Genomic DNA, 23,387 nt, shown 5'->3' on the forward strand with positions numbered 1-23,387 from the left:
GAAAGGAGCCAGCCGTGCCGCACGAAACAACCGCGCAGACGGACGAGCTTGTACCGGCTGCCGAACCCAAGGCAGGACACGCGCAGCTGGACCGCGCCGTGGAAACACAGAAGGACCTCAGCGACGAGATCAACGGCCTGGCCGACGCCTACAAGCGGGCACTCAAAGACGGTGCCCCGGCCGAGACCCAGCCCCGCCTGGACTACCCGCCATACCGCAGCAGCATCCTGCGCCACCCCACCAAGAGCCTGCACCACGCGGACCCGGAAACCATCGAGCTGTACTCGCCGGCCTTCGGGCACCAGGACGTGCACGCGCTGGAATCGGACCTCACCATCCAACACAACGGCGAACCCCAGGGCGAGCGGATCATCGTCGCCGGCAAGGTCCTGGACGGTGACGGCCGCCCGGTAGCCGGGCAGCTGGTGGAAATCTGGCAGGCCAACGCCTCCGGCCGCTACATCCACAAACGCGACCAGCACCCCGCGCCAATCGACCCCAACTTCACCGGCATCGGCCGCTGCATCACCGGCCCGGACGGCTCCTACCGGTTCACCACCATCAAGCCCGGCGCCTACCCGTGGAAGAACCACCTGAACGCCTGGCGTCCCGCGCACATCCACTTCTCGCTGTTCGGCACGGAGTTCACCCAGCGCATCATCACCCAGATGTACTTCCCCGGGGACCAGCTGTTCCCGCTGGACCCCATCTACCAGACCATCGTGGACCAGGACGCCCGCGACCGGCTGGTGGCCAACTATGACCACAGCCTCACCGAACCCGAATGGGCGCTGGGCTACAACTGGGACATCGTCCTGACCGGGCCCAAGCGGACCTGGACCGAGAACGAAGCGCTGGGCGCAGAGGGTGACGAGGAATAGGAACATGAGCAACCAGACCACGCAGCTTGTCCCCACGCCCGGCCAGACCGTGGGCCCGTTCTACGGGTACGCCCTGCCGTTCGAAAAGGACAACGAACTCCTCGCCCCCGGCTCGCCCGGCTCCATCCGCCTGCAGGGCACCGTGTACGACGGCGCCGGGGAGACAGTGCCGGATGCAATCCTGGAGATCTGGCAGCCCGACGCCCAGGGCAACATCGTCCAGAAGACCGGTTCGCTGGTCCGCGACGGCTACACCTTCACGGGCTGGGGCCGCGGCGCCGTAGGTTACTCCGGCGTCTACACGTTCACCACGGTCAACCCCGGCCCCACTTCGCCGGGCGCCGCGCCGTTCATCTCGGTGGCCATCTTTGCCCGCGGCCTCACCAACCGGCTCTTCACCCGCATCTACCTGCCGGAGGACCAGGAGGCCCTGGCCAAGGACCCGCTGCTGGCCTCGCTTGAGCCGGAGCGCCGGGAGACGCTGATCGCCCGGCGGGATCCCGACGGCGGCCTGACCTTTGACATCCGCCTCCAGGGTGAGGGCGAAACAGTGTTCCTGGACTTCCAGTGACCTCCGGCGTCCCGGGCAGTTTCGGAAGCGGTGCAGGCGGCGACGCCGGACTGCTGAGCCCCGTTTCGGCGTCGCCCCTGGTGGCTGCGCTGACCGGGGACCGTGCGGTGCTGGCGGCGATCCTCGCCGTCGAGTCCGGCTGGGCCGCGGTGCTGGAAAAGGCGGGCCTAGCGCCCGCCGGATCCGCCGCCGTCGTGGCCTCCGCCGCCGAAACGGGACGCTACGACCTGGCCGATGTGGCGCTCCGCGCCCAGGGCGGCGGGAACCCCGTGATCCCCCTGCTGTCCGAGCTCCGCAAGCACGTAACGGCGCTGGACACTGAGGGCATCGGTGCGGGGAAGGCTGTGCACACCTCGCTCACCAGCCAGGACGTGCTGGACACCGCGCTGATGCTGATGGCCCACACCACCGTGGGGGCGGTGCTCGCCGACGTGAAGCGGACGACGGCGGCGCTCGCCGCCCTGGCGGAACAGCATGCGGACACGCTGTGCGTGGGCAGGAGCCTGACGCAGCACTCGCTGCCGTTCACGTTCGGGCTCCGGGCCGCCCAATGGTTCCAGGGCGTGGCCGCGGCCGGCCGCCAGCTGGAAAACCTGGAGCTGCCGGTCCAGTTCGGCGGCGCGGCGGGCACGCTGGCCGCCGGCACCGTCCTGACCGCCGATTCCCCAGCAACGCCGTTCACCCTCGCCGAATCGCTTGCCTCCCAGCTGGGCCTCGCCGCCGCTCCCGGGCCGTGGCACACCAACCGGCTGGCCGTCACCTCACTGGGACATGCCCTGGCGTCGGTGCTGGACGCCTTCGGCAAGATCGCGGCGGACGTGCTGTTCCTGAGCAGGCCGGAGGTGGCCGAGCTGGCCGAGCCGCGGGCTGCGGGCCGCGGCGTCTCCTCCGCCATGCCGCAGAAGCAGAACCCCGTGCTGTCCGTGCTGGTCCGCAGCGCGGCGCTGCAGGGACCGCAGCTGGTGGCACAGCTGCACCTCGCCGCCGCAAACTTCAACGACGAACGCCCCGACGGTGCGTGGCACACCGAATGGCCCGCACTGCGGCAGCTCCTCGCCCTCACCCTCGGCGCTGCCGGTCACCTCCGGGAGCTCACCGAAGGGCTGCAGGTCTTCCCGCAGGCAATGCGCCGCAACCTGGACCTCGCCGGTCCGCTGCTGCTGGCAGAGGGCGTCAGCGCCGCCGTCTCACCCCTGCTCGAGGAGAAGGACGGCCGCACCGGCAAGCAGCAGCTCCAGGACGTGGTGGACCGGACCCTGCAGGCACCCGCGGCGGAACAGGGCTCCACCTACCGCACACTGCTCCGCGAGGCCGTGCCGGCCGGACTGCTCACCGACCTCCGGCTGGACGAACTCCTGGATCCCGCCAGCTACCTGGGCGAGGCCGACGGAATTTCACGCCGCATCCTGGCCGCCTACGCCGATTTTGCAACCGCTACCCCGAACGGAGCCAACCGTGGCTAGACCCACCCTGAAGGCAGTGCTGCTGTCCCCGCAACGCCCGCTGGGCGAGAGGCCGCTGCTGGTCGCGGGACCGTCCCTCGGCACCTCCACCCTCCTGTGGACCGAGGCGGCCACCCTGCTCGGCACCGATTACGACGTGGTGGCCTGGGACCTTCCGGGCCATGGCGTCTCGCCGGCCGCAACCGAAACCTTCCTCGTCGCCGATCTCGCCGATGCGGTGGTTGACCTCGTGGACTCCATCGCCCCCGGCGCCGCCTTCCACTACGCCGGGGTTTCCCTGGGCGGTGCCACCGGGCTGCAGCTCGGCATCAAGCACGGCGAGCGTCTCAAGAGCCTCTCCGTGCAGTGCTCCGGAGCCAAGCTCGGCACTCCCGAAGGCTGGCTGGAACGCGCCGAAACGGTCCGCACCCAGGGCACCCCCGTGATGATCCAGGGCTCGGCCGGGCGCTGGTTCGCGAAGGGGTTCATGGACCGCGAACCGGCCCGGAGCAGCCGCCTCCTGCACGCCCTGCGCGACGCCGACCGCTTCAGCTACGCGTTCTGCTGCGAAGCCCTGGCCGCCTTTGATGTCCGCGCAGACCTCGGCAGCATCCGCGTCCCCACGCAGGCCCTGGCCGGTGCGGAAGATACTGTTGCGCCGCCGTCGTTCGCGGAGGAAATTGCCGCGGGCATCACCGCCGGCGGGGGCACCGCCAACGCCGCGACCCTGAGCGGCGTGGCCCACCTGGCCCCGTTCGAAGCCCCCGGGCACGTGGCCGACCTGCTCCGCAACCTCATCTCCTGGACCGAGTCCCGGGCGGCCGCGAAATGAGCGGCATGGAGCGGCATGGTGTTGTCCAGCCGGGTGCCACCGGCCAAGAGATCTACGACGGCGGCATGGTGGTCCGCCGCGAAGTCCTGGGCGATGCGCACGTGGACCGCGCCAACGCCAACAAGGACGAATTCACCGACGATTTCCAGGACATGATCACCCGGATCGCGTGGGGCGGCATCTGGACCCGGCCCGGACTTTCCCGGCAGATGCGGTCCGCCGTCACCATCACCGCCATGGTGGCCCACGGGCACTGGGAAGAGCTCGCCATGCACATCCGCGCTGCCCTCACCAACGGCCTGAGCCGGGATGAGATCAAGGAAATCCTGCTCCAGACCGCCATTTACTGCGGGGTCCCCTCCGCCAACACCGCCTTCAAAACGGCCCAGCAGGTGTTCCGCGACATGGACACCGCACCCGCGGCCACAGACACCCACACCCCACCCAACTAGGTAGCACTAAGTGTCGTTTTGAGCCCTCATAACGACACTTACTGCGACCTAGTTGGGGAACCGGACAGAATCAGAGGAACAGTCATGAACCAGGCTTTTGTGTACGACGCCGTGCGCACCCCTTTCGGCAAGTTCGGCTCCGGCCTCGCCGCCGTCCGCCCGGACGACCTCGCAGCGCACGTGATCCGGGAGTCCGTGAAGCGGGCTCCGGGACTGGATCCGGAGCGGATCGACGAGGTGGTCTTTGGCAACGCCAACGGCGCCGGCGAGGAAAACCGGAACATCGCCCGGATGGGCACTTTGCTGGCCGGGCTTCCGGTCTCCATTCCCGGGACCACGGTGAACCGGCTCTGCGGCTCCTCGCTGGATGCTGCGATTATCGCCTCGCGCCAGATTAATGCCGGTGACGCGGACCTGGTGCTGGTGGGCGGGGCGGAGTCGATGTCCCGTGCGCCGTGGGTGCTGCCGAAGACGGAGAAGCCCTACCCGGCCGGCGACATGACCCTGGCCTCCACAACCCTGGGCTGGCGCCTGGTCAACAAGGCGATGCCCAAGGAGTGGACCATCTCCCTGGGCGAGGCCACCGAAAGGCTCCGTGAAAAGTACGGGGTGACCCGGCAGGCGCAGGATGAGTTCGCCGCGGACTCGCACAACCTGTCCGCCGCCGCGTGGGACGAGGGTTTCTACGACAACCTGGTGGCCCCCGTTCCGGGCACGGACCTGGTGCGGGACGAGGGCATCCGCCCCGGTTCCACCGCCGAGAAGCTGGCGGCCCTGAAGACGGTGTTCCGTTCAGAGCCCGAGGGCGCAGAGGTGGGCGGCACCGTCACCGCGGGCAACGCGTCACCGTTGTCCGACGGCGCCTCTGCGGCCTGGGTGGGGTCCGAGGCTGCCGCGGGGCTGCTGGGGCTGGAGCCTTTGGCCCGTATTGCCGGGCGCGGCGCGCACGGCAACGATCCGCAGTACTTCGGGTTCGCCCCGGTGGAGGCGGCGAACAAGGCCCTGGCGAAGGCGGGCATCGGCTGGGACCAGGTGGGCGCCGTCGAACTTAACGAAGCGTTCGCCGCACAGTCCCTGGCGTGCATTAACGCCTGGGGCATTGACCCCTCGATTGTGAACCGGCACGGCGGCGCCATCGCCATGGGCCACCCGCTCGGTGCCTCCGGCACCAGGATCCTGGGCACCCTTGCCCGGTCCCTGCAGGCTTCCGGGGAGCGCTGGGGCGTCGCGGCGATCTGCATCGGCGTCGGGCAGGGCCTGGCCGTGGTGCTTGAAAACGTAACTACTGGCGTGAAGGGCTAGGCAATGCTGACTTTTGTTGACTCCGTAAACGAGGCCGTGGCCGGCATCAAGGACGGCTCCACGGTGATGATTGGCGGTTTCGGCAACGCCGGGCAGCCATTCGAACTGATCGATGCGCTGATGGACTGCGGCGCCACGGACCTGACCGTGGTGAACAACAACGCCGGCCAGGGTGACCAGGGCTTGGCCCTGCTGATCAAGGAAGGCCGGGTGCGGAAGATGATCTGTTCCTTCCCTCGGCAGTCCGACTCCTGGCACTTCGACGCCAAGTACAAGGCCGGCGAGATCGAGCTGGAGCTCGTCCCGCAGGGCAACCTGGCCGAGCGGATCCGGGCCGCCGGTGCCGGGATCGGCGGATTCTTCACCCCCACCGGGTACGGCACCATGCTGGCCGAAGGCAAGGAAACCCGGATCATCGACGGCCGCGGCCAGGTCTTCGAAACGCCCATCCACGCGGACGTCGCCCTGATCAAGGCACTCAAGGCCGACGGGAAGGGCAACCTGGTCTACCGCAAGACCGCCCGGAATTTCGGCCCCATCATGGCCGCCGCAGCGAAGCAGACCATCGTCCAGGTGTCCGAGATCGTTCCCACCGGGGCGCTGGACCCGGAGACCGTGGTCACCCCCGGAATCTACGTCAACACCATTGTCCGCATCCCGGCGGGCACCACCGAGAAGGCGGCCTGACATGAGCATCGCAACGTCCCTCCAGACCTCCGCCACCCCGTTGGGCCGCGACGACCTGGCCCGCCTGGTGGCCCGCGACATTGCCCCCGGTTCCTTCGTGAACCTCGGGATCGGCCAGCCCACCCTGGTGTCCAACTACCTCACCGCTGAACAGGACATCACCCTCCACACCGAGAACGGGATGCTCGGCATGGGACCCGAAGCGCAGGGCGACGAAATCGACGGCGACCTGATCAACGCCGGCAAGATCCCCGTCACCGAACTCCCCGGAGCCTCATACTTCCACCACGCCGACTCCTTCGCGATGATGCGCGGCGGGCACCTGGACATCTGCGTCCTGGGAGCGTTCCAGGTCTCCGTCACCGGTGACCTCGCCAACTGGCACACCGGCGCGCCCGGCGCGATCCCCGCTGTCGGCGGTGCCATGGACCTGGCGACCGGGGCCAAGGATGTGTTCGTCATGATGACCTTGCTGACCCGCGAGGGCGCGTCCAAGATCGTGGAGTCCTGCACCTACCCCCTGACCGGCGTGGGCTGCGTGACCCGGGTCTACACGGACAAGGCAGTGTTCCTCACCGGACCCGAGGGCGTCAGCGTCCGCGAAACCTTCGGCTGCACCCTCGAGGAACTCCAGGAACTCGTCCCCGTCCCGCTCAAGGCCGCTCCAGCCGCTGGTTGAGCCCGTCGAAACCCGGCGGCCCTAGGATTGGTAACCATGACCGAAGCAGCAGTAGCGGGCGCGCCGCAAGCCAGCGACCAGTACGTACAGTCGCTGGCGCGCGGGCTGGCCGTGATCCGCGCGTTCGACACCGACCATCCGGTGATGACCCTGACGGAAGTGGCCGGCAGGACGGACCTGACCCGGGCCACGGCGCGGCGGTTCCTGCACACCCTGGTGGAGCTGGGCTACGTGCGGACCGACGGCAAGACGTTCGCGCTCACCGCCAAGGTCCTGCAGCTCGGTTACGCGTACCTCTCCGGGCTCTCGCTGCCCCAGCTCGCACAGCCGCACCTGGAGGAGCTCTCGCTGAAGCTCGGCGAATCCACCTCCGCGGCCGTGCTGGACGGCACCGACATCGCCTACATCGCCCGGGTGACCACCCGCCGGATCATGACCATCGGCATCACCGTGGGCACCCGCTTCCCGGCCTACGCCACCTCGATGGGCAGGGTCCTGCTCGCACATCTTCCGCCGGCAGAACTGGACGCCTACCTGGCCGCGGCTGACATCAAACCCCTGACCCCGCGGGGCCTGGGAACCGTTCCGGAACTGCTGGCAGAGCTGGAGACGGTCCGGGCCCAGGGCTGGTGCCTGCTGGACCAGGAGCTGGAACTGGGGCTGATGTCCGTTGCGGCCCCGGTCTACGACGGACCCACGAAGGTAGTGGCCGCCGTCAACGTCTCCCTGCAGGCGCAGTCCGTCGCCGCCCAGCCGGACAGGGATGCCTACCTGGCCTCGATTGCCCGCGAGATCGTGGCCACGGCCAAACTGGTCTCAGCAGATCTCAGCGCCCGGGGATAAGGGTGGTCACGGAAGATGATGTCCGGGAAGCCGCGCTCGCGCTGCCGGGTGTCACCGAGCGGCTGAGCTGGGGCCAGCCGGCGTGGTTTGCGAGGACCCTGATGGCCCGGATCTGGGAACCCGGTGTCCTCACGGTCAAGACGGAGGAGCGGGAGGCGCTGACCGGGACCGAGCCGGACACCTACTTCTGGACACCCCACCACGAGCGTTCACCCCAATTAGTGCTGGTGCGGCTTGACCGAATCGACGCCCGGCTCCTCGGGGAACTGCTCCAGGATTCCTACCGGCTGGCTGGCGGCGGGCCGTCCCGCCCGCATTATCGGCGAAGCGGCTAATGTAACTGTTTCCCATCCAAGCCCGCCGACCCACTCCCGCCGCGGCAGTGCGGGCCATAGACTCTAGCCAACTACGTGCAGCAGCGCCGCTCCGCGAAGGTCCCGTCTCCGGACAAATTCCGGGACCCGGCTTCGCAGGCCGCCGCCGCACTTGTCTGCGAGGGGAGTCAGCGGGTGAAACTGGGCATTCCGCGGGAACGCCGGGACGGTGAATGGCGTGTTGCAGCCACGCCGGAAACCGTCAAGCAACTGACCGCCCTGGGCGCCGAAGTCCTGCTGGAGGAAGGCGCCGGTTCCGCCGCCGGGCATCCTGACCACGACTACCGCCAGGCCGGGGCGCAGGTGGTCCCTGGGCTGGACCTCGCCCGGCTGGACGCCCTGGCCCACGTCCGCCCGCTCGACCCGGACACCGCCAAGTCCCTGAAACGGGGAGCGGTGACCGTGGGGCTCGCATCGCCGTCGTCCGAACTGCCCACGGTGGAGGCGCTCGCCGCGGCCGGCGTAACGGCGTTCGCCCTCGAACTCGTGCCCCGCATCTCCCGCGCCCAGTCCATGGACGCACTCAGCTCGCAGGCCCTGGTGGCCGGCTACCGCTGCGTCCTGGAAGCAGCCATCCGGCTGCCGCGGTTCTTTCCCCTGTACATGACCGCCGCCGGCACCGTTCCGCCGGCCCGCGTCCTGGTGCTCGGTGCCGGCGTGGCCGGCCTGCAGGCCATCGGCACCGCCAAACGCCTGGGCGCCCGCGTCTTCGCCAACGACATCCGCCCCGCCTCCGCGGACGAGGTGGCCTCCATGGGCGGCACTTTCATCCGGCTGGACCTCGAAACGGCGGAGGCTGCGGGCGGGTACGCCCGCCAGCTCAGCTCCGATGCCGGCACGCGGCAGCGGCAGCTGCTGGCACCGCACGTCGCACAGTCGGACGTGCTGATTACGACGGCGGCAGTCCCCGGCAGGCGCGCCCCGCTCCTGGTGACCCGCGAGATGGTGCAGGGCATGCGCCCCGGTTCGGTCGTCGTCGACCTCGCCGCGGAGTCAGGCGGCAACGTGGAGGGCGTGGTACCAGGCCAGGACATCGCCGTCCCCACCGCCGACGGCGCCGGGCACGTCACGCTGGTGGGCCTGAAGGACCCCGCCTCGGCGATGGCTTCGGACGCTTCCCGCCTCTACGCAAAGAACGTGGCCAACCTCCTGGCACTCATGATCCATGAGGGCGTGGTGACCCCGGACTTCAATGATGAGGTGGTGGCCGGGGCCTGCCTCACCCACGACGGCGCTGTCCGGCACTTGCCCACGGCGGAACTCCTCGGCGCCAGAACCCGGGCCGGGCAGGAAGGGGTGCTCTGATGGACGGGATAAGCCTGCTGACCATCACGGTCCTGGCCGTGTTCGTGGGCTTCGAGGTGGTGTCCAAGGTGTCCAGCACCCTGCACACACCCCTGATGTCCGGCGCCAACGCGATCCACGGCATCATCCTGGTGGGGGCCATCATCGTGGCCGGTCAGGCCGCCGATCCCCTGGTCCTGGCCGTGGCCCTCCTCGCGGTGGTGCTGGCCACCGCCAACCTGGTGGGCGGGTTCGTGGTCACCGACCGGATGCTCCACATGTTCCACGCCAAAAAAGAGGTTGCCCGGACCGCGGCGAAGGCGGACCGTAAGTGAGCATCCTCGATCCCGTCTGGACGTCGCTGCTGTACCTCGTCGCGGCTGTCTTCTTCATCCTGGCGCTGCGTGGCCTGAGTTCCCCGCGGACAGCCCGGCGGGGAAACCTCATCGGCGCGCTCGGGGCGCTGATCGGCGTCATCACGGTGTTCCTGTCCATGCGCCTGGACAACATCCCCTGGATCCTCGGTTCCGTTGCCGTGGGTACGGTGGTGGCTGCGCCCGTGGCCCGGGGCGTGAAGATGACGCAGATGCCGCAGCTGGTGGCCGCTTTCAACGGTGTGGGCGGCGGGGCCGCTGCCCTGGTGGCACTCCTTGAACTCAGCCACACGGCCGATCCCTGGGTTCGGCTGGCTATCGTGTTCACCCTGCTCGTGGGTGCCGTCTCCTTTGCCGGTTCCGCGGTGACCTTCGCCAAACTGCAGGAACTGATGACCACCCGCCCGGTGGTGTTCCCCGGGCTCCCCGTGGTGATGGCTGCCGTGCTGCTCGCCGCCGTGGGCACCGCCGTCGGCGTCATCCTGACCGGTTCGGCGGCGCTCGCGGTGGTGCTGCTGCTCCTGGGCCTGGCGGCCGGCGTCCTGCTGGTGCTGCCCGTGGGCGGGGCCGACGTTCCCATCGTCATCTCGCTCCTGAACGCCTTCACCGGGCTGGCCGTCGCCGCGTCCGGCGTGGTGCTGGGCAACGTCCTCCTGGTGGTCGCCGGCACCCTGGTGGGCGCTTCGGGCACCATCCTCACCCGCGCCATGGCAGCAGCCATGGGCCGGAGCGTGGCCGGCATCCTCTTCGGCGCCTTCCGCGGAGGGTCGACGGCGGGGTCCACCGCCGTGAGCGAGCGTCCCGTCCGGTCGTCCAGCGCCGAGGACGTGGCGGTGCTCCTGGGCTATGCGCAGCGCGTGATCATTGTCCCGGGGTACGGCCTGGCCGTGGCGCAGGGGCAGCACACCGCGGCGGAACTGGCGCAGGCCCTGGAGGCCCGCGGCATCGACGTCGATTTTGCCATCCACCCGGTGGCAGGGCGGATGCCCGGGCACATGAACGTGCTCCTGGCCGAGGCGAACGTGCCCTACGAGTCGCTCAAGGAGATGGGTGAGATCAACCCGGAGTTCAAGACCGCGGACGTGGCGCTGGTGGTAGGGGCCAACGACGTTGTGAACCCGGCGGCGAAGACCTCCACCGGCTCGCCGATTTACGGCATGCCCATCCTGGAGGTGGCGGATGCCCGGCAGGTGGTGTTCCTGAAGCGTTCTATGCGTCCGGGATTTGCCGGGATCGAAAACGACCTGCTGTACGAACCCCAGACGTCACTGCTGTTCGGAGACGCAAAGGACTCGCTGGCCCAGGTGCTGGGGGCGGTCAAGGCGCTGTAGCCTGCAAGGAACAGGATTCACCGGAAACAGCCCAAGGAGCCGTACCGCATGAGCGACCCCCAGACCACCTCCGACGCGCCTCCCGCGGGCCGTTCGTCCCGGCCCGCCTGGCTGCTGCCGGTCATCGTGAGCATTGCCACCAGCCTGCTCGGCATGGTTCTGGTGGCGGCACAGGGTTTGTACTGGATGATTGCTGTCATCGCCGCGGTTGAGGCCCTGGGGATCTTCACCATCATCCGCTCCGCCCGGATCAACGCCCGAAGGACACCATGACCGCCCACAGCTCCAACGCGCTTCAGCGCGCCGCCATCATCGTGAATCCCGCCAAGCCGGTGGATATCGACGTGCGGGGCCTGGTGGCCAAGCACTGCGTCGAAAACGGCTGGGGCGAGACGCTCTGGTATGAGACCACCAAGGAAGACCCGGGCGTCGGCCAGGCGAAGGACGCCCTAGCCGCGGGAGCGGACATCGTCATCGCCGCGGGCGGCGACGGGACCGTGCGGTGCGTCGCCGAGGTCCTTGCCGGCGGCGACGTCCCGATGGGCCTGCTGCCGCTGGGTACCGGCAACCTGCTGGCCCGCAATCTAGGCATGGACGTCACGGATTACGACGGCGCCATGGCCGGTGCGCTGATCGGTACAGAGCGGAAGATCGACGTGGTCCGCGCCCGCCGCAGCGACCCCGACGAGGAGCAGCTGTTCCTGGTCATGGCCGGAGTGGGGTACGACGCCACCATCATGGCGGACACCAACGAGGACCTCAAGGACAAGGTGGGTTGGCTCGCCTACGTTGACGCGGGTATCCGCAACCTTCCCGGCAAACCCGTGAAGGCCACCGTGGTGATCGACGGCCAAACCGTGGTGCGCCGGGGCGTCCGCAGCGTCATGGTGGGCAACTGCGGCAAGGTCCAGGGCGGCCTGGAAATCTTCCCGGACGCCAAAATGGATGACGGGCTGCTGGACATCGCGGTCCTGGCGCCGCACCACGGCCGGCTGGGCTGGCTGTCCGTACTTGCAGGCATCATCGGCAAGGGGCGGGGCAAGGACACCGCGGTGGAGTACTTCCAGGGCAAGTCAGTAGAGATCAGCCTGGAGCACAACGACGACTACCAGCTGGACGGCGACCATGAGGGACAGGGCAAACACGTCCTGATGACCATGGTCCCCTCCGCCCTCACCCTGCGGATGTAGCACCCAACTGGGTAGCGCGAACTGCCGTTTTGGAGCCTCAAAACGGCAGTTAGCGCTACCTAGCTGGGACGGGAGGCAGCCGGGCGGTGCGCCAGGATCTCGGCGAGCTCTGCGAGCCGGTGGGCGCGGGCGGACTCCGCGGGAGTGAACGGTTCGCCGGGCCGGACGAAGGTGATGGGCCCGTGCCAGGCGGTGGGAATCTTCAGGCGGGTGCCGGCGTCGTGCTTCTCCAGAGCGGCCTCTGCCGGACTGAGGATCCGGGCCCGCAGCAGTTCCGCCACGGCCAGGGGAAGCTCCTCCGGGGCGTCGGCGATCCGGGCGGCCAGGCTCAGCGCCCTGGTCTGGCCGTCGGCCATGGCCAGGGCCGTGGTGGGCCAGACGTGCGCCCGGGTGCCGCCGGATTCGTGCAGGGCCTCCAGCAACTCACGCTCGCTGACGGAGCCGGGAGCAGAAAGGACAAACTCGTCCAGCACCCCGCCCGGTACCGGATGGACGTGGATGCTCAGGATGTTGGTGTCCAGGCGGGCCAGTGCCTTGGTGACTTTCTGCAGTGACCCCGGCTCGTCGCACAGTACCGTCCGTGCCCGCCACAGAGCCGGTGCCGTACCAAGCTTCCGGCGGTGGCGGAGTGCGGGGGCGTGCAGCCAGCCGCGCAGGATCCGGGCAGCGGACGGCTCCGCCACCCAGATCACCAGGACCGTGGCGGTGACGGCCAGTACGAGGACTTTGGCCACGTACGGGAGCTGGGTGTCCACCACCAGGGCGTGGACCAGGAGTTCGATGGGCAGCATCACGGCCACGTTGGCCAGGGTCAGGCGGGTTTTGGGAGGTTCGGGCATCAGGCCGCAGACTTCACAGCTCAGTTCGGCGGCTGGGGAATTCTGTGCGCGTGGCGTCATGGCATAAGCATCGCCGGGTGCTGTTTCGGCAGCATTGCCTCCTGATTCCATTCAAGGGAACGCGGCGGGCAGTTTCCGGAGCCGGCGCCGTAAGATCGTGAAGGAACGTCAGCGCGGCCGCCCGTCCAACCAGGTACCGGAGGAAAGGCGCTATTGCCACGTGAAGATGCTCGCTGAGATGTTCAGCATTGCTCCCGCCAACAAGGACCACCACCCTGCCCTGAGATGCGCCGTGGGAGTTTTCGTTCCGCTCTTCATCCTGGTCCTCCTGGGGAGGCTGGACCTGGCCATCTTCGCGTCCTTCGGCGCGTTCACCGGCATCTATGGCCGCGGCGAGCCGCACGGCATCCGCTTCGCGCTGCAGCTGCGCGCCGGACTGCTGATGTTGCTGGTGATCCTCCTGGCGGCCCTCGCTGCGAGGATGGAGGCGGCCTGGGGCCTGGACGTCCCCACCACCACCTGGCTCCTGGTCCTCGCCACCACCGTGGTTGCCGGGGCCTGCTCGGTGGCCATCTCGTGGCTGCGGCTGCGCCCGGCCGGTTCGCTGTTCCACATCTTCGCCTTCGCCGCCATTGCCTCCATCCCCAACCAGCCCCCGCTGTGGCAGGGCATGCTGGTTTCCGTCCTCACTACCGGCTTCTGCCTGCTGATCGGCTTCTCCTCCCGCGTGCTGCCCAGCCACCGCACGCCGTGGGCCAGGCCCCGGCCCATCCGCCGCACCCCTGACGAGAAGCGGGCGGCATGGCTGGAAGGCTTTGGCTACCTGGTGGCCGCCGGGCTCGCGGGGGCACTGGCCACCTGGGCAGGGGAACGGCTTGGATTCGGCCACAACTACTGGGCCATGGTGGCTGCCGTGGTTCCGCTCGTGGGGCACACCACCCGCCACCGGGTGCGCCGCGGAATCCAAAGGATCATCGGCACGATACTGGGCCTGGTGATCCTTGCCGGCATCGTGCTGCTGGGGCTGCAACCCTGGCAGACGGTGCTCGTGATGGCGCTGTGCCAGTTCGGCGCCGAAATGTTCATCATCCGGCAGTACCTGCTGGCCCAGGTGTTCGTCACCCCGCTGGCACTGATCTCCACGCTGCTGGTGGTGCCTTCGGCGCCCGGCATCCTGCTCCGGGACCGCATCATCGAAACGGTGATCGGAGCCGCGGTCGGGATTGCCGTGGTGCTGGCCCCGGGAGCGTGGCGCCGGGTGCGTCAACGCACGACGACGGCCTAGCCGCCTGCAGCGGCGGGCGGTACCCTGAGGCTTCAACCATTCATCGGAAGCTGGTGCTGCGTGGCGAATTCGAGGTCAGGCGATTCGGTGGTGGACCGGATCGTCCGGCTCATCTCCGCCTTTCCGCCGGAGGTCAGCACGCTCCAGCTGTCCGACCTTGCGGTCCGTGCGGGACTGCCACTCACCACCACGCACCGGCTGGTCCGGCAGCTCGCGGGGCATGGACTCCTGGAGACGGGGCCTGAGGGCATGGTGCGGCCGGGGCTGCGGCTGTGGGAGCTGGTGAACCGCACGTCGCCAACCCTCGCCCTGCGCCAGGCGGCCATGCCGTTCATGGAGGACATCCAGCAGGTGCTCAACCAGAACGTGAACCTCGCCGTGCTGGACGGCTGGGAAGCGCTCTTCGTGGAGCGGCTGTCCCGGCGGGGCTCCGTGGCCAACCGTGCCCAGGTGGCCGGACGGATGCCCGTCCACATCTCCTCTGCGGGGCTGGCGCTCATGGCCCACCAGGACAAGGCCCTCCAAGCGCAATACCTGGAGCAGTTCGTCGATCCCGACGGAAAGGTCACCAGGGCCGCCATCCGCGCGCTGCTCAGCGAAACGACCCATCAGGGCTTCGCCCAGCTGGCCGGCGTCGTGGACCCGGACACGTGGGGCATCGCCGTCCCCGTGCTCAACCGCAAGCAACGCGCCGTGGCGTCCCTCGGCGTCGTGGTTCCGCTGCGCGAGATGCGCCTGCAGGCGCTGGTGCCCGCCCTGCAGACAGCCGCCCGCGGCATTGCCCGGAACCTTGCCGATTCCTGACGCTGAACCATTCAACGGAATTGCTGTAACGGCCGTCACCCCTGGCGGCGCACACTGTTAGCCAGACGCACCGAACCGGCCCAGCGGCCCCGCAACGAAGCGAGAGAATCATGGCAGCACGCAAAATCATCACCACCCAGGTAGCCATCATGGGTGCCGGCCCCGCCGGCCTGATGCTGTCCCACCTGCTGGCCAAGGCCGGCATCGAGTCCACCGTCATTGAAGTCCGCAGCCACAAGGAGATCTCCGAGACGGTCCGGGCCGGAATCCTGGAGCACGGGACGGTCAACCTGCTGGTGGACAGCGGCGTCTCAGACCGGGTGCTGCGGGACGGGGACCGGCACGACGGCATTGAGCTGCGCTTCAACGGTGAAAGCCACCGCGTCGACTTCAAGGACCTGGTGGGGGAGTCCGTCTGGCTGTACCCGCAGACGGACGTTTTCCTGGACCTCGCCGCGCGCAGGACGGCCGACGGCGGCGACGTCCGGTACAGCGTCACGGACACCACCGTCCACGACCTCGAAGGCAAGCCGAAGGTCTGGTTCACCGACTCCGACGGCGTGGAATACGAGATCCGGGCAGACTTCCTGGTGGGCGCCGATGGCTCCCGCAGCCACTGCCGGTTCCAGATCCCCGAGGCGCACCGCAAGTGGTACTTCCACGAATACCCGTTCGCCTGGTTCGGCATCCTGGCCGAGGCTCCGCGCAGCTCCGACGAACTGATCTACGCCAATTCCGCCAACGGCTTCGCACTGATCAGCCAGCGCACCGAAACCGTGCAGCGCATGTACTTCCAGTGCGACCCCAAGGAAAACGTCTCCAACTGGGACGACGACCGCATCTGGGCCGAGTTCCGCAGCCGCGTGAACGGCAACGGCTTCGAACTGAAAGAGGGGCCGGTCATCGAGAAAATGGTCCTGCCATTCCGCAGCTTCGTCCACACCCCGATGCGCCACGGCAACCTTTTCCTGGTGGGCGACGCCGCCCACACAGTTCCACCCACCGGCGCGAAGGGCCTGAACCTTGCCATCCATGACGTCAAGGTCCTCTTCGAAGGGCTCGACAGCCATTACAACTCGAGCTCGGACCGGCTGCTGGAGACGTACAGCGACCGCGCCCTGGAGCGGGTTTGGAAGGCGCAGCAGTTCTCCTACTGGATGACCACCATGCTGCACACCCCCGCCGACGCCGACGATTTCTCCCGTGCACGCCAGCTGGGCGAACTGAACTCCGTGGTGTCCTCCGGGCACGGCATGGCCTACCTCGCCGAGGCCTACACCGGCTGGCCCGGCGCCCGCTAAGCCAGCAGCCGCTAAGCCAGCAGCCGCCGGACTGCTGCGGCGATGGCTGCAGCGTCCGGTTGCTCATCGCGCCTGACCGTGAGCAGGTGCAGCAGCACGCCGTCGCCGTAGTCCGCCAGGTCCCGTGCCCGGGCTGGCGCATCCGCCACACCCATCCCGGCGAGGGCCTGCTCCAGGCCGCCCACCAGCCGGAAGTGCCCGGCTGTCACTGACTCGGGCCTGTCCAGGGAGATGGCCAGGCGGGCGCGGCTGAGCCCCGCGTGCCGCCCGGCCAGCGCTAGCATCAGGGTGGCCAGCTGGTCTGCCAGTTCCTCAATGTCCTGCGGCGGACCGGCGGGGCCCTGGTCCTCCAGGAGTGCGGCGTCCAGCTCCAGCATGCGGTCAAGCACCGCTTCCACAAGGGCCGCGCGGTTCCGGTAGTAGTTGGAGGTGGTGCCTTCGGGCAGGTGTGCGGCGGCATCCACTGCCCGGTGGGTGAGGCCCTTCATGCCCTTCTCCGCCACGAGGGCGAGGGCTGCGTCCATCAATTCGGTGCGTCTGTCGGGCATGGCCACAGTCTAATTGCCCCCTAGCCATCCACTACAAAAGTAGTAGAATTGCGGGCATGGAAACCATCTCGATCGTTGGCGGCGGCATTGCGGGCCTGGCACTGGCTGCGTGCCTGGACCCGGCCCGGTTCCAGGTGACGGTGTATGAGAAGCGCCCCGAACTGCCCGCTGTCGGAAACGCGCTGGGCATGTGGCCGAACGCCCAGCGTGCGCTGGAGCGGCTGGGAATCCTTGAAGAGGCGCAGGCGGTCAGCCCGGTGATCGGCAGCGGATCCGTCCGTGACGCCCAGGGTGAGCCGTGGGTCACCGTCAGCGTGGGGGATATGTTCGGCATATCCCGGGTTGACCTTCTCCGGTTGCTGGACGGCGCCGTCCCGGGAACCGTCCGCCGGATTACCAGCAACGTCAGATCACTTCCTGCCGACGGCAGCCTTGTGGTCGGCGCCGACGGCGTGCACAGCGCAGTCCGCCGGGAGGCCTGGGGCGCCGCAACGGATGCGCGCGTCACCCCGTACCTCGCCCTCCGCGGGACTCTCCCAGCTCCGGTCAGTCCCGGCGAGGTGGGAGAGTACTGGGGCCGCGGCGACCTGTTCGGCATGGCCGCCGCCCGGGGAGGGTCCTTCTGGTACGCCAGCTACCGCTCCGGGGTGGGCCCGTACGGGATTAACGCAGCATCAGCCTTGGACCACGCCCGGGAACGCTATGCCACCCACGCCCCCGCCATCCGCCGCACGCTGGCCGCAGCCACTCCCGAAGCATGCCTGGTCCAGCGGATCTGGACAGTTCCGCGCCTGGGCTCCTATGTCCGCGGGCGGACCGCGCTCATCGGCGATGCCGCCCACGCCATGCTCCCCACCCTGGGTCGCGGCGCCTGCGAGTCCTTGGTGGACGCGGTGACACTGGCTGACCTTCTCAACACGCTGCCCGAAGACCAGGCACTGCGTGCCTACGACCGGCAGCGGCGGCTGCGGACCCGCGTCCTGAGCCTGGCATCCTCGGCGCTGGGGCGCGTCGCCCTCGCCGACGGTGGCCAGCCCTTCCGCGACCGCCTCCTCAGCCTCGCCCGACGGCGGAACGGACGTTCCGCCGTCGTCAGCGGTTCCGCGGACTGATCACCGGACGGGAGCTGCCGGCTGTGCGGCATCCCGACCGAAAGCAGACGTGGTAGGCGGCGTCCGGGTGAACGCCGGGTGAAACGTCAGTCCTGGGTCACTGTTTCGGTCAGGTGGTGGGTGGGAATGCGGTCGCGGTCATAGGTGATCTCCGTGTAGCCATGCGGTTCGGGCTTTCCGGAGGGATTCAGGTTAACGAAGACGATCTCCTCGATGGTGAGGATGCTCTGCCGGGTGATCATGTTGCGGACTTCGGCGCGCATGGTCAGCGATGTCCTGCCGAACCGCGTGGCCGTCAGGCCCATCTCGATCAGGTCGCCCTGGACGGCCGAGCTGACGAAGTTGATTTCCGAGATGTACTTTGTCACCGCCCTGCCGTTGCCCAGCTGGAGGATGGCGTAGATCGCGGCTTCCTCGTCAATCCACTTCAGCAGGCTTCCACCGAACAGGGTCCCGTTGGCGTTGAGGTCCTCAGGACGTACCCACTTGCGGGTGCGGAAGGTGATGTCTGCTGTTTCCATAGGCCGAGATTAGCCGAGGCGCGGAATCCCCACGCACTTGTGACGCCGGCCCTTATGCCATGGCCGTGTGGGCAGCGCTTCGTGCATCAATACTCTTGGCGTAGCAGTAGGAGTGTTCCACCCCGATATAGGGACCATAATTCGGGACCGGCTCAAACCCGGAGTTCTGGTAGAAATTGCGGCCGTCCGGCTGTGCGGAACCGGCTTCGGCCTTGATCCTGGTGATCCCCTGTTTGTGTGCCTCTGCCTCCAGTGCGGCCAGGATGGAGCTGGCCACGCCCGAGCCGCGGGTGTAGGGAAGGACGTACAGGCGCTTGATCTCAGCGGTGGTGGAATCCAGGAGCCGGAGGCCGCCGCAGCCCACGGGCTGGCCCGATCCCTTGTCATACGCCACGAGGAACACGGCGCAGTCAGCGCCCGACGGCGGTGTGCCGGGTTCGTGGTCAGGGGTACCAAAGCGCGCATCGAGTTCAGCCTGCTGCGCTCGGCGCAGGTCGGCGCCCACAGGGTTGGACCAGGATACCTGCCGGATGTTCAGCCGCGGATTGGTCTGCATGTCTGCCTCGATTCGCCGAAGGGATATGCATTAAAAGGCTAGAAGCCAGCGGTTACGCGGGTGTTTCTTCTGCGTAAGCGGTTGGATAACGTGGATGGGCCGCTTAGCCCGTATAGCTAGCTTGCCTACTTATCAGTTGGTCTAAGATCAATCCATGGGTTCCACGGGTAACGAAGGCTCCGGCTACTGGTACGGTCCGGACGGGCAGTTGGATTACGGTGCTGCCGTGCTGAAGTCACTGCGCGATTACCGGGCCGCGGAGACTGCCGTCCGCCGTTCCACCAGGGACTCCATGGGCATGGGCGAAACGGACATCCTGGCGCTACGCTTCCTCCTCCGCGCCCAGGCTTCCGGGAAGGCGGTTGTTCCCAAGGATTTGAGCCAATTCCTCGGCATCACCAGCGCGTCCACCACCTCGCTGATCGACAGGCTGGTGGCCAGCGGGCACGTCCGCCGCGAGGCCCACCCCTCCGACCGCCGCTCCATCGTCGTCATTCCCACCGTGGAATCCGACACGGAGGTGCGCGAAACGCTGGGTGCGATGCATCGCCGGATGATGACCGTTGCCGAAGGTCTGACGGCGGACCAGGCCCACGTCGTGGTCGACTTCTTGCAGCAGATGACGGATGCCCTCTCCGTCAGGGACGGGCATCAAAAAAGTAACTAGCCGGACTAGCTAGTCTGGCTAGTAATATGTAAGCTTACGATCAACCTTGAAGTTTCTTCCTTAGGGAGTCGTGAGCGCGTTGACCACTTTTACCGAAGTCCATTGCGGGACGCCCATGGAACTTGCCACTCCTGCCATCGGGCCAGTGGGCGCTGGTTACAGCTTTCCGCCGGACAATGCCGTCCTCATCGAACTGCCGCCGGTATGGCGTTGCCGCTGCGGATTCCAGCTCGATGCCTGGCTGCCCGCTGACTCAGCCGATGAAGCGGCCGTCCTGGCCGAAGCCTGCGCCCCGCCACGGCACCCATGACCGCGCCCGCCCTGGCTCCCGCAAAACAAGCACCCAGCGAACAGGGACACCCGGAACGGGGACGTGCGCACAGGCCTCGCCGCGCCGAGAACCCTGACGGAAGCGTCGTCGTCGCGGGGCGCTTTTACCTCAAGGAACGCCTTGGGCGCGGTTCCGCAGCAGAAGTCTTCCGGGCCGTGGACCTCGCAGGCGGACCGGATGTGGCCGTCAAGATGGCTTCGGTGCACTCAGCCAAGCAGCACGAGCGGATCCGCAACGAAGCCGGCATCCTGGCGGCGCTGGATCATCCCTCCATCATCAGGTTCATTGCCCACGGTTCCCTGCCGGACTACGGACCGCACGGCGGGCGGCCGTTCCTGGTGCAGGAGCTGGCGCTGGGATCCAGCATGTCCGAGGCAGTCCGGATCAACAGCCACAACCCCGGCGACGTGGCAGTCTGGGCCCACGGGCTGTTCAGTGCGCTCGCCCACCTTCACTCCAAGGGCCTGGTCCACCGCGACATCAAGCCTGCCAACCTGATGCTGAGCGGCCTGCGGAGAAGTCCTGTCCGGATCATCGACTTCGGAATCGCAGCGGCAGCCGGCTCAGCACCCGAGCCGGGCATCTCCTCCGGAACAGTGCACTACATGAGCCCGGAACAGGCAGCAGGAGGGGCCGCCCGGCCGTCGTGGGATGTCTACTCCCTGGGGCTGGTCCTCCTGGAACTGCTGACCGGGACCAAGGCATTTCCCGGGACTGCCATCGAATCCCTGGTGGCCAGGACGCTTCGCAGCCCTGATGTTCCTGATGTCGTGGCGCCCCGCTGGAGGCCGTTCCTGCGGTCCCTGACGGCCATGGACAGCCGGGAACGTCCGACGGCGGAAGAGGCTGCGGCGTTTGCCGCACGGCTTGTCCCGCGGCACTGAGCCGTGACGGCTAAGGGCCCGCTACGTTCCCACCGGTAGGATCTTCTGCCGTGGGATCTGCGAGGGCCAGCCCGCCGACAGGGCTGCCGTCCCAGTGGAGCAGTTTCCAGCCCGCGTCGGGGTCGCCTTCCAGGGCGACGATTCCGGTGTTCGCCAGTACGTGGCGTGCGGCGAACTCGTGGTCAGCGTCCTCCGCCCGGCGCCCGGCCCAGGTGCGGATCGCGGCACCATGGCTGACTACCGCTGCAGTTTCATGCTTTCCTTGAGCCGCCTGGTCCACCACCCGGGTGATGGCAGCGTCGAAGCGGTCGAAGAACGCGTGGCCGTCCGGCCCCGCCGGCATGCGGACATCAAGATCCCCGGCCGCCCAGGCGAACACCGTCCCCATGTACCGCTTGTGGGATTCGTGGTCTGTCAGTTTTTCCAAGGCGCCGGCCTCGATCTCATGAAGGCCATCCAGCACGGTCACGTCCAGGCTGTGCAGCTTGCCCAGCGGCGCCGCGGTGATTTGTGTGCGGATCAGAGTGGAGGCATACAGCGCGCCGATCGGCTCGTTGGCCAGCGACCTGGCCATGGCCTCGGCCTGCCGTTCGCCAAGTTCGGTGAGCCCGGGCCCCGGATGGGCGGTATCCAGCTGGCCAAGGACGTTGCCGGGGGTTTGTCCATGACGGATGAGCAGCAGCTTCATGCTCTCCAGTTTCGCACCCCGGCAACAGGACCGTGGACCGGCGCTGCAGGGCCTGGCAACGCGAAGGCGCCGGGCCCGCCAGAGCCCGGCGCCGCCGTCGTACTTCCTTTGATGTTTGCCGGCCGGCCTACTTGAGGTGGTCCACCAGCTGGTCGGCGATGCCCGTGTACTTCCCGGGCGTCAGAGCGAGCAGGCGGGCCTCAGCGTCGGCCGAAAGGCCAAGGCTCTGCACGAATTCCTGCATGCGGGCGGCGTCCACGCGCTGGCCCCGGGTGAGGTCCTTGAGCCGCTCGTACGGGTTTTCCATGCCTTCGACGCCGGCAATCGCCTCCGCGCGCATGACCATCTGGATGGCCTCGCCCAGGACTTCCCAGTTGGTGTCGAGATCCCCGGCCAGCACGTCCTCAGCTACGTCCAGGCGTTCCAGGCCTTTGGCGACGTTGGAGATGGCGAGCAGTGAGTGGCCAAAGGCCACGCCGATGTTGCGCTGGCTGGAGGAGTCCGTGAGGTCGCGCTGCCAGCGGGAGGTCACCAGGGTGGCGGCCAGGGTGTCCAGCAGGCCGTTGGAGATTTCGAGGTTGGCCTCGGCATTCTCGAAGCGGATCGGGTTGACCTTGTGCGGCATGGTGGAGGAACCGGTGGCTCCGGCCACGGGGATCTGGGCGAAATAGCCGATGGAGATGTAGCTCCAGATGTCCGTGCAGACGTTGTGCAGGATGCGGTTGAAACGCGCGACGTCGGCGTACAGTTCTGCCTGCCAGTCGTGGCTTTCAATCTGCGTGGTGAGGGGGTTCCAGGTCAGCCCCAGCCCTTCCACGAAGGACTTGGCGACGTGCTGCCAGTCTGCGCCGGGAACCGAAGCAACGTGGGCGGCGTAGGTGCCGGTGGCACCGTTGATCTTGCCGAGGTACTCCGTCCGGGCGATCCGCTCCAGCTGGCGTGTGAGGCGGTGTGCGATGACCGCCAGTTCCTTGCCCAGGGTGGTGGGCGTGGCCGGCTGCCCGTGGGTCCGGGACAGCATGGGAACGGCGCGGTTGTCCTCGGCCATCCTGCTGATCTGGGCCACGAGCGCGCGGGCGGCGGGCAGCCACACGTCCTCCACAGCGCCTTTGACTCCCAGGGCGTAGGAGAGGTTGTTGATGTCCTCGGATGTGCAGCCGAAGTGGACCATGGCCGTCAGGTTTTCAATGCCGATGCCGGGGAGGCGGCGTCCGATGTAGTACTCCACGGCTTTGACGTCGTGAACCGTGACGGCTTCGATTTCGGCCAATTCAGCGACGGACGCGGCGTCGAATTCGGTGACGATGGCGCGCAGCTGCTCCTCCTGTTCCGGGGTGAGCTTGCCGGCGCCCGGGAGGACGTTGTTGCTGGTCAGGTGGATGAGCCATTCCACTTCCACAGCCACACGGTCACGGTTCAGTGCGGCTTCGGACAGGTAATCAACCAGCGGCGCGACGGCGGACTGGTACCGGCCGTCCAGGGGACCGAGCGCGATTTTTTCCGGTGACGCGGCAAGGGCCAGGCGTCCTGAGGGCGTACGTGTATCAGCTGTGGCGGCAGTTTCAGGCATGTGCTGATTCTTTCACGAACTCCGGCGGCTCCTTAAGCG

Annotated in this window: 28 protein-coding genes; 22 read left to right on the forward strand and 6 right to left on the reverse strand. The window is 67.9% G+C overall.

Translation table 11 applies throughout. The annotated features are described in order from the left end of the window. The first annotated feature begins 14 nt into the window (after window positions 1–14). The 15 genes from pcaH to P2Q66_RS02340 all read left to right on the forward strand — a co-directional run bounded on the left by pcaH (window position 15) and on the right by P2Q66_RS02340 (window position 12,242). Complete coding sequence (gene pcaH / locus P2Q66_RS02270) at window positions 15–881, forward strand: protocatechuate 3,4-dioxygenase subunit beta (RefSeq protein WP_275725254.1); 867 nt, start codon at window positions 15–17, stop codon at window positions 879–881. 4 nt (window positions 882–885) lie between these two features. Next, window positions 886–1,452: a protocatechuate 3,4-dioxygenase subunit alpha gene (pcaG, locus tag P2Q66_RS02275; protein ID WP_275725255.1), complete on the forward strand. Its 567-nt coding sequence runs from the start codon at window positions 886–888 to the stop codon at window positions 1,450–1,452. After that, the gene (locus P2Q66_RS02280) at window positions 1,449–2,915 is read left to right on the forward strand and encodes a lyase family protein (RefSeq protein WP_275725256.1); all 1,467 of its coding nucleotides are present in this window, start codon (window positions 1,449–1,451) and stop codon (window positions 2,913–2,915) included. Before pcaG ends, P2Q66_RS02280 begins: the two co-directional genes overlap by 4 nt. Then, window positions 2,908–3,726 (forward strand): alpha/beta fold hydrolase, encoded by an 819-nt coding sequence (locus tag P2Q66_RS02285; protein ID WP_275725258.1) that lies wholly within the window; start codon window positions 2,908–2,910, stop codon window positions 3,724–3,726. Before P2Q66_RS02280 ends, P2Q66_RS02285 begins: the two co-directional genes overlap by 8 nt. Beyond that, window positions 3,723–4,178 (forward strand): 4-carboxymuconolactone decarboxylase, encoded by a 456-nt coding sequence (gene pcaC, locus P2Q66_RS02290; protein ID WP_115526091.1) that lies wholly within the window; start codon window positions 3,723–3,725, stop codon window positions 4,176–4,178. The genes P2Q66_RS02285 and pcaC overlap by 4 nt, the downstream gene beginning before the upstream one ends. An 84-nt stretch (window positions 4,179–4,262) precedes the next feature. After that, window positions 4,263–5,480, forward strand: coding sequence for a thiolase family protein (locus P2Q66_RS02295; RefSeq protein ID WP_275725260.1), 1,218 nt, complete (start codon window positions 4,263–4,265; stop codon window positions 5,478–5,480). Between the two features lie 3 nt (window positions 5,481–5,483). Continuing rightward, complete coding sequence (locus tag P2Q66_RS02300; RefSeq protein ID WP_079598053.1) at window positions 5,484–6,167, forward strand: 3-oxoacid CoA-transferase subunit A; 684 nt, start codon at window positions 5,484–5,486, stop codon at window positions 6,165–6,167. A 1-nt stretch (window position 6,168) separates the two neighbouring features. Then, entirely contained in the window at window positions 6,169–6,846 is a 678-nt protein-coding gene (locus P2Q66_RS02305; protein ID WP_115526094.1) for a 3-oxoacid CoA-transferase subunit B, read from the forward strand. Window positions 6,847–6,882: 36 nt separating this feature from the next. Continuing rightward, on the forward strand, window positions 6,883–7,689 hold the full coding sequence (locus P2Q66_RS02310; RefSeq protein ID WP_275725263.1) for an IclR family transcriptional regulator C-terminal domain-containing protein: 807 nt from the start codon (window positions 6,883–6,885) through the stop codon (window positions 7,687–7,689). Window positions 7,690–7,691: 2 nt separating this feature from the next. Next, complete coding sequence (locus P2Q66_RS02315; protein WP_275725265.1) at window positions 7,692–8,024, forward strand: MmcQ/YjbR family DNA-binding protein; 333 nt, start codon at window positions 7,692–7,694, stop codon at window positions 8,022–8,024. 174 nt (window positions 8,025–8,198) lie between these two features. Further along, window positions 8,199–9,368, forward strand: a complete 1,170-nt coding sequence (locus tag P2Q66_RS02320) for a Re/Si-specific NAD(P)(+) transhydrogenase subunit alpha (protein ID WP_275725322.1) — start codon at window positions 8,199–8,201, stop codon at window positions 9,366–9,368. Then, window positions 9,368–9,682 (forward strand): NAD(P) transhydrogenase subunit alpha, encoded by a 315-nt coding sequence (locus P2Q66_RS02325; RefSeq protein WP_275725267.1) that lies wholly within the window; start codon window positions 9,368–9,370, stop codon window positions 9,680–9,682. The genes P2Q66_RS02320 and P2Q66_RS02325 overlap by 1 nt, the downstream gene beginning before the upstream one ends. Beyond that, the gene (locus tag P2Q66_RS02330) at window positions 9,679–11,052 is read left to right on the forward strand and encodes an NAD(P)(+) transhydrogenase (Re/Si-specific) subunit beta (protein ID WP_275725269.1); all 1,374 of its coding nucleotides are present in this window, start codon (window positions 9,679–9,681) and stop codon (window positions 11,050–11,052) included. Before P2Q66_RS02325 ends, P2Q66_RS02330 begins: the two co-directional genes overlap by 4 nt. Before the next feature lie 48 nt (window positions 11,053–11,100). Beyond that, window positions 11,101–11,325, forward strand: a complete 225-nt coding sequence (locus P2Q66_RS02335; protein WP_115526099.1) for a hypothetical protein — start codon at window positions 11,101–11,103, stop codon at window positions 11,323–11,325. Next, on the forward strand, window positions 11,322–12,242 hold the full coding sequence (locus tag P2Q66_RS02340) for a diacylglycerol kinase family protein (protein WP_079598046.1): 921 nt from the start codon (window positions 11,322–11,324) through the stop codon (window positions 12,240–12,242). Before P2Q66_RS02335 ends, P2Q66_RS02340 begins: the two co-directional genes overlap by 4 nt. Before the next feature lie 59 nt (window positions 12,243–12,301). Here the strand turns inward: P2Q66_RS02340 and P2Q66_RS02345 are convergent, their stop codons facing one another. Further along, window positions 12,302–13,141: an amino acid-binding protein gene (locus P2Q66_RS02345; RefSeq protein WP_275725271.1), complete on the reverse strand. Its 840-nt coding sequence runs from the start codon at window positions 13,139–13,141 to the stop codon at window positions 12,302–12,304. Between the two features lie 160 nt (window positions 13,142–13,301). Here P2Q66_RS02345 and P2Q66_RS02350 point away from each other — a divergent pair, with 160 nt between their 5' ends. The 3 genes from P2Q66_RS02350 (at window position 13,302) to P2Q66_RS02360 (ending at window position 16,471) form a co-directional block, all read left to right on the forward strand. Next, window positions 13,302–14,366: an FUSC family protein gene (locus tag P2Q66_RS02350; protein ID WP_275725272.1), complete on the forward strand. Its 1,065-nt coding sequence runs from the start codon at window positions 13,302–13,304 to the stop codon at window positions 14,364–14,366. Between the two features lie 60 nt (window positions 14,367–14,426). After that, a complete protein-coding gene (locus P2Q66_RS02355) occupies window positions 14,427–15,170 on the forward strand; it encodes an IclR family transcriptional regulator (RefSeq protein ID WP_275725274.1) in 744 nt (247 codons plus the stop codon). Between the two features lie 110 nt (window positions 15,171–15,280). After that, window positions 15,281–16,471 (forward strand): 4-hydroxybenzoate 3-monooxygenase, encoded by a 1,191-nt coding sequence (locus P2Q66_RS02360; RefSeq protein WP_275725275.1) that lies wholly within the window; start codon window positions 15,281–15,283, stop codon window positions 16,469–16,471. Window positions 16,472–16,482: 11 nt separating this feature from the next. Here P2Q66_RS02360 and P2Q66_RS02365 read toward each other — a convergent pair whose 3' ends face one another. Further along, a complete protein-coding gene (locus tag P2Q66_RS02365) occupies window positions 16,483–17,019 on the reverse strand; it encodes a TetR family transcriptional regulator (protein ID WP_275725276.1) in 537 nt (178 codons plus the stop codon). 56 nt (window positions 17,020–17,075) lie between these two features. Between P2Q66_RS02365 and P2Q66_RS02370 the strand changes: the two genes are divergently transcribed. Then, window positions 17,076–18,131, forward strand: coding sequence for an FAD-dependent monooxygenase (locus P2Q66_RS02370; RefSeq protein ID WP_275725278.1), 1,056 nt, complete (start codon window positions 17,076–17,078; stop codon window positions 18,129–18,131). Between the two features lie 86 nt (window positions 18,132–18,217). On the opposite strand, the gene P2Q66_RS02375 is transcribed toward P2Q66_RS02370, so the two are convergent. Together P2Q66_RS02375 and P2Q66_RS02380 are read right to left on the reverse strand one after the other, a co-directional pair. Continuing rightward, window positions 18,218–18,652 carry a hotdog domain-containing protein gene (locus tag P2Q66_RS02375; protein ID WP_079598037.1) on the reverse strand — a complete coding sequence of 145 codons (435 nt, stop codon included), beginning with the start codon at window positions 18,650–18,652 and terminating at the stop codon, window positions 18,218–18,220. A gap of 52 nt (window positions 18,653–18,704) precedes the next feature. After that, a complete protein-coding gene (locus P2Q66_RS02380; RefSeq protein WP_079598036.1) occupies window positions 18,705–19,208 on the reverse strand; it encodes a GNAT family N-acetyltransferase in 504 nt (167 codons plus the stop codon). A 154-nt stretch (window positions 19,209–19,362) separates the two neighbouring features. Here P2Q66_RS02380 and P2Q66_RS02385 point away from each other — a divergent pair, with 154 nt between their 5' ends. The 3 genes from P2Q66_RS02385 (at window position 19,363) to P2Q66_RS02395 (ending at window position 21,090) form a co-directional block, all read left to right on the forward strand. Further along, entirely contained in the window at window positions 19,363–19,875 is a 513-nt protein-coding gene (locus P2Q66_RS02385; RefSeq protein ID WP_275725282.1) for a MarR family transcriptional regulator, read from the forward strand. Between the two features lie 79 nt (window positions 19,876–19,954). Beyond that, complete coding sequence (locus P2Q66_RS02390) at window positions 19,955–20,185, forward strand: hypothetical protein (protein WP_275725284.1); 231 nt, start codon at window positions 19,955–19,957, stop codon at window positions 20,183–20,185. After that, window positions 20,182–21,090, forward strand: a complete 909-nt coding sequence (locus P2Q66_RS02395) for a serine/threonine-protein kinase (protein WP_275725286.1) — start codon at window positions 20,182–20,184, stop codon at window positions 21,088–21,090. Before P2Q66_RS02390 ends, P2Q66_RS02395 begins: the two co-directional genes overlap by 4 nt. Before the next feature lie 10 nt (window positions 21,091–21,100). Here the strand turns inward: P2Q66_RS02395 and P2Q66_RS02400 are convergent, their stop codons facing one another. Then, window positions 21,101–21,778 (reverse strand): histidine phosphatase family protein, encoded by a 678-nt coding sequence (locus P2Q66_RS02400; RefSeq protein WP_079598032.1) that lies wholly within the window; start codon window positions 21,776–21,778, stop codon window positions 21,101–21,103. A 127-nt stretch (window positions 21,779–21,905) separates the two neighbouring features. Continuing rightward, window positions 21,906–23,348 carry an adenylosuccinate lyase gene (purB, locus tag P2Q66_RS02405; RefSeq protein WP_115526110.1) on the reverse strand — a complete coding sequence of 481 codons (1,443 nt, stop codon included), beginning with the start codon at window positions 23,346–23,348 and terminating at the stop codon, window positions 21,906–21,908. Window positions 23,349–23,387 lie beyond the last annotated feature (39 nt).

The organism is Arthrobacter sp. Cr_A7 (assembly GCF_029222765.1).
In the GTDB taxonomy this organism is placed as follows: Bacteria; Actinomycetota; Actinomycetes; order Actinomycetales; family Micrococcaceae; genus Arthrobacter.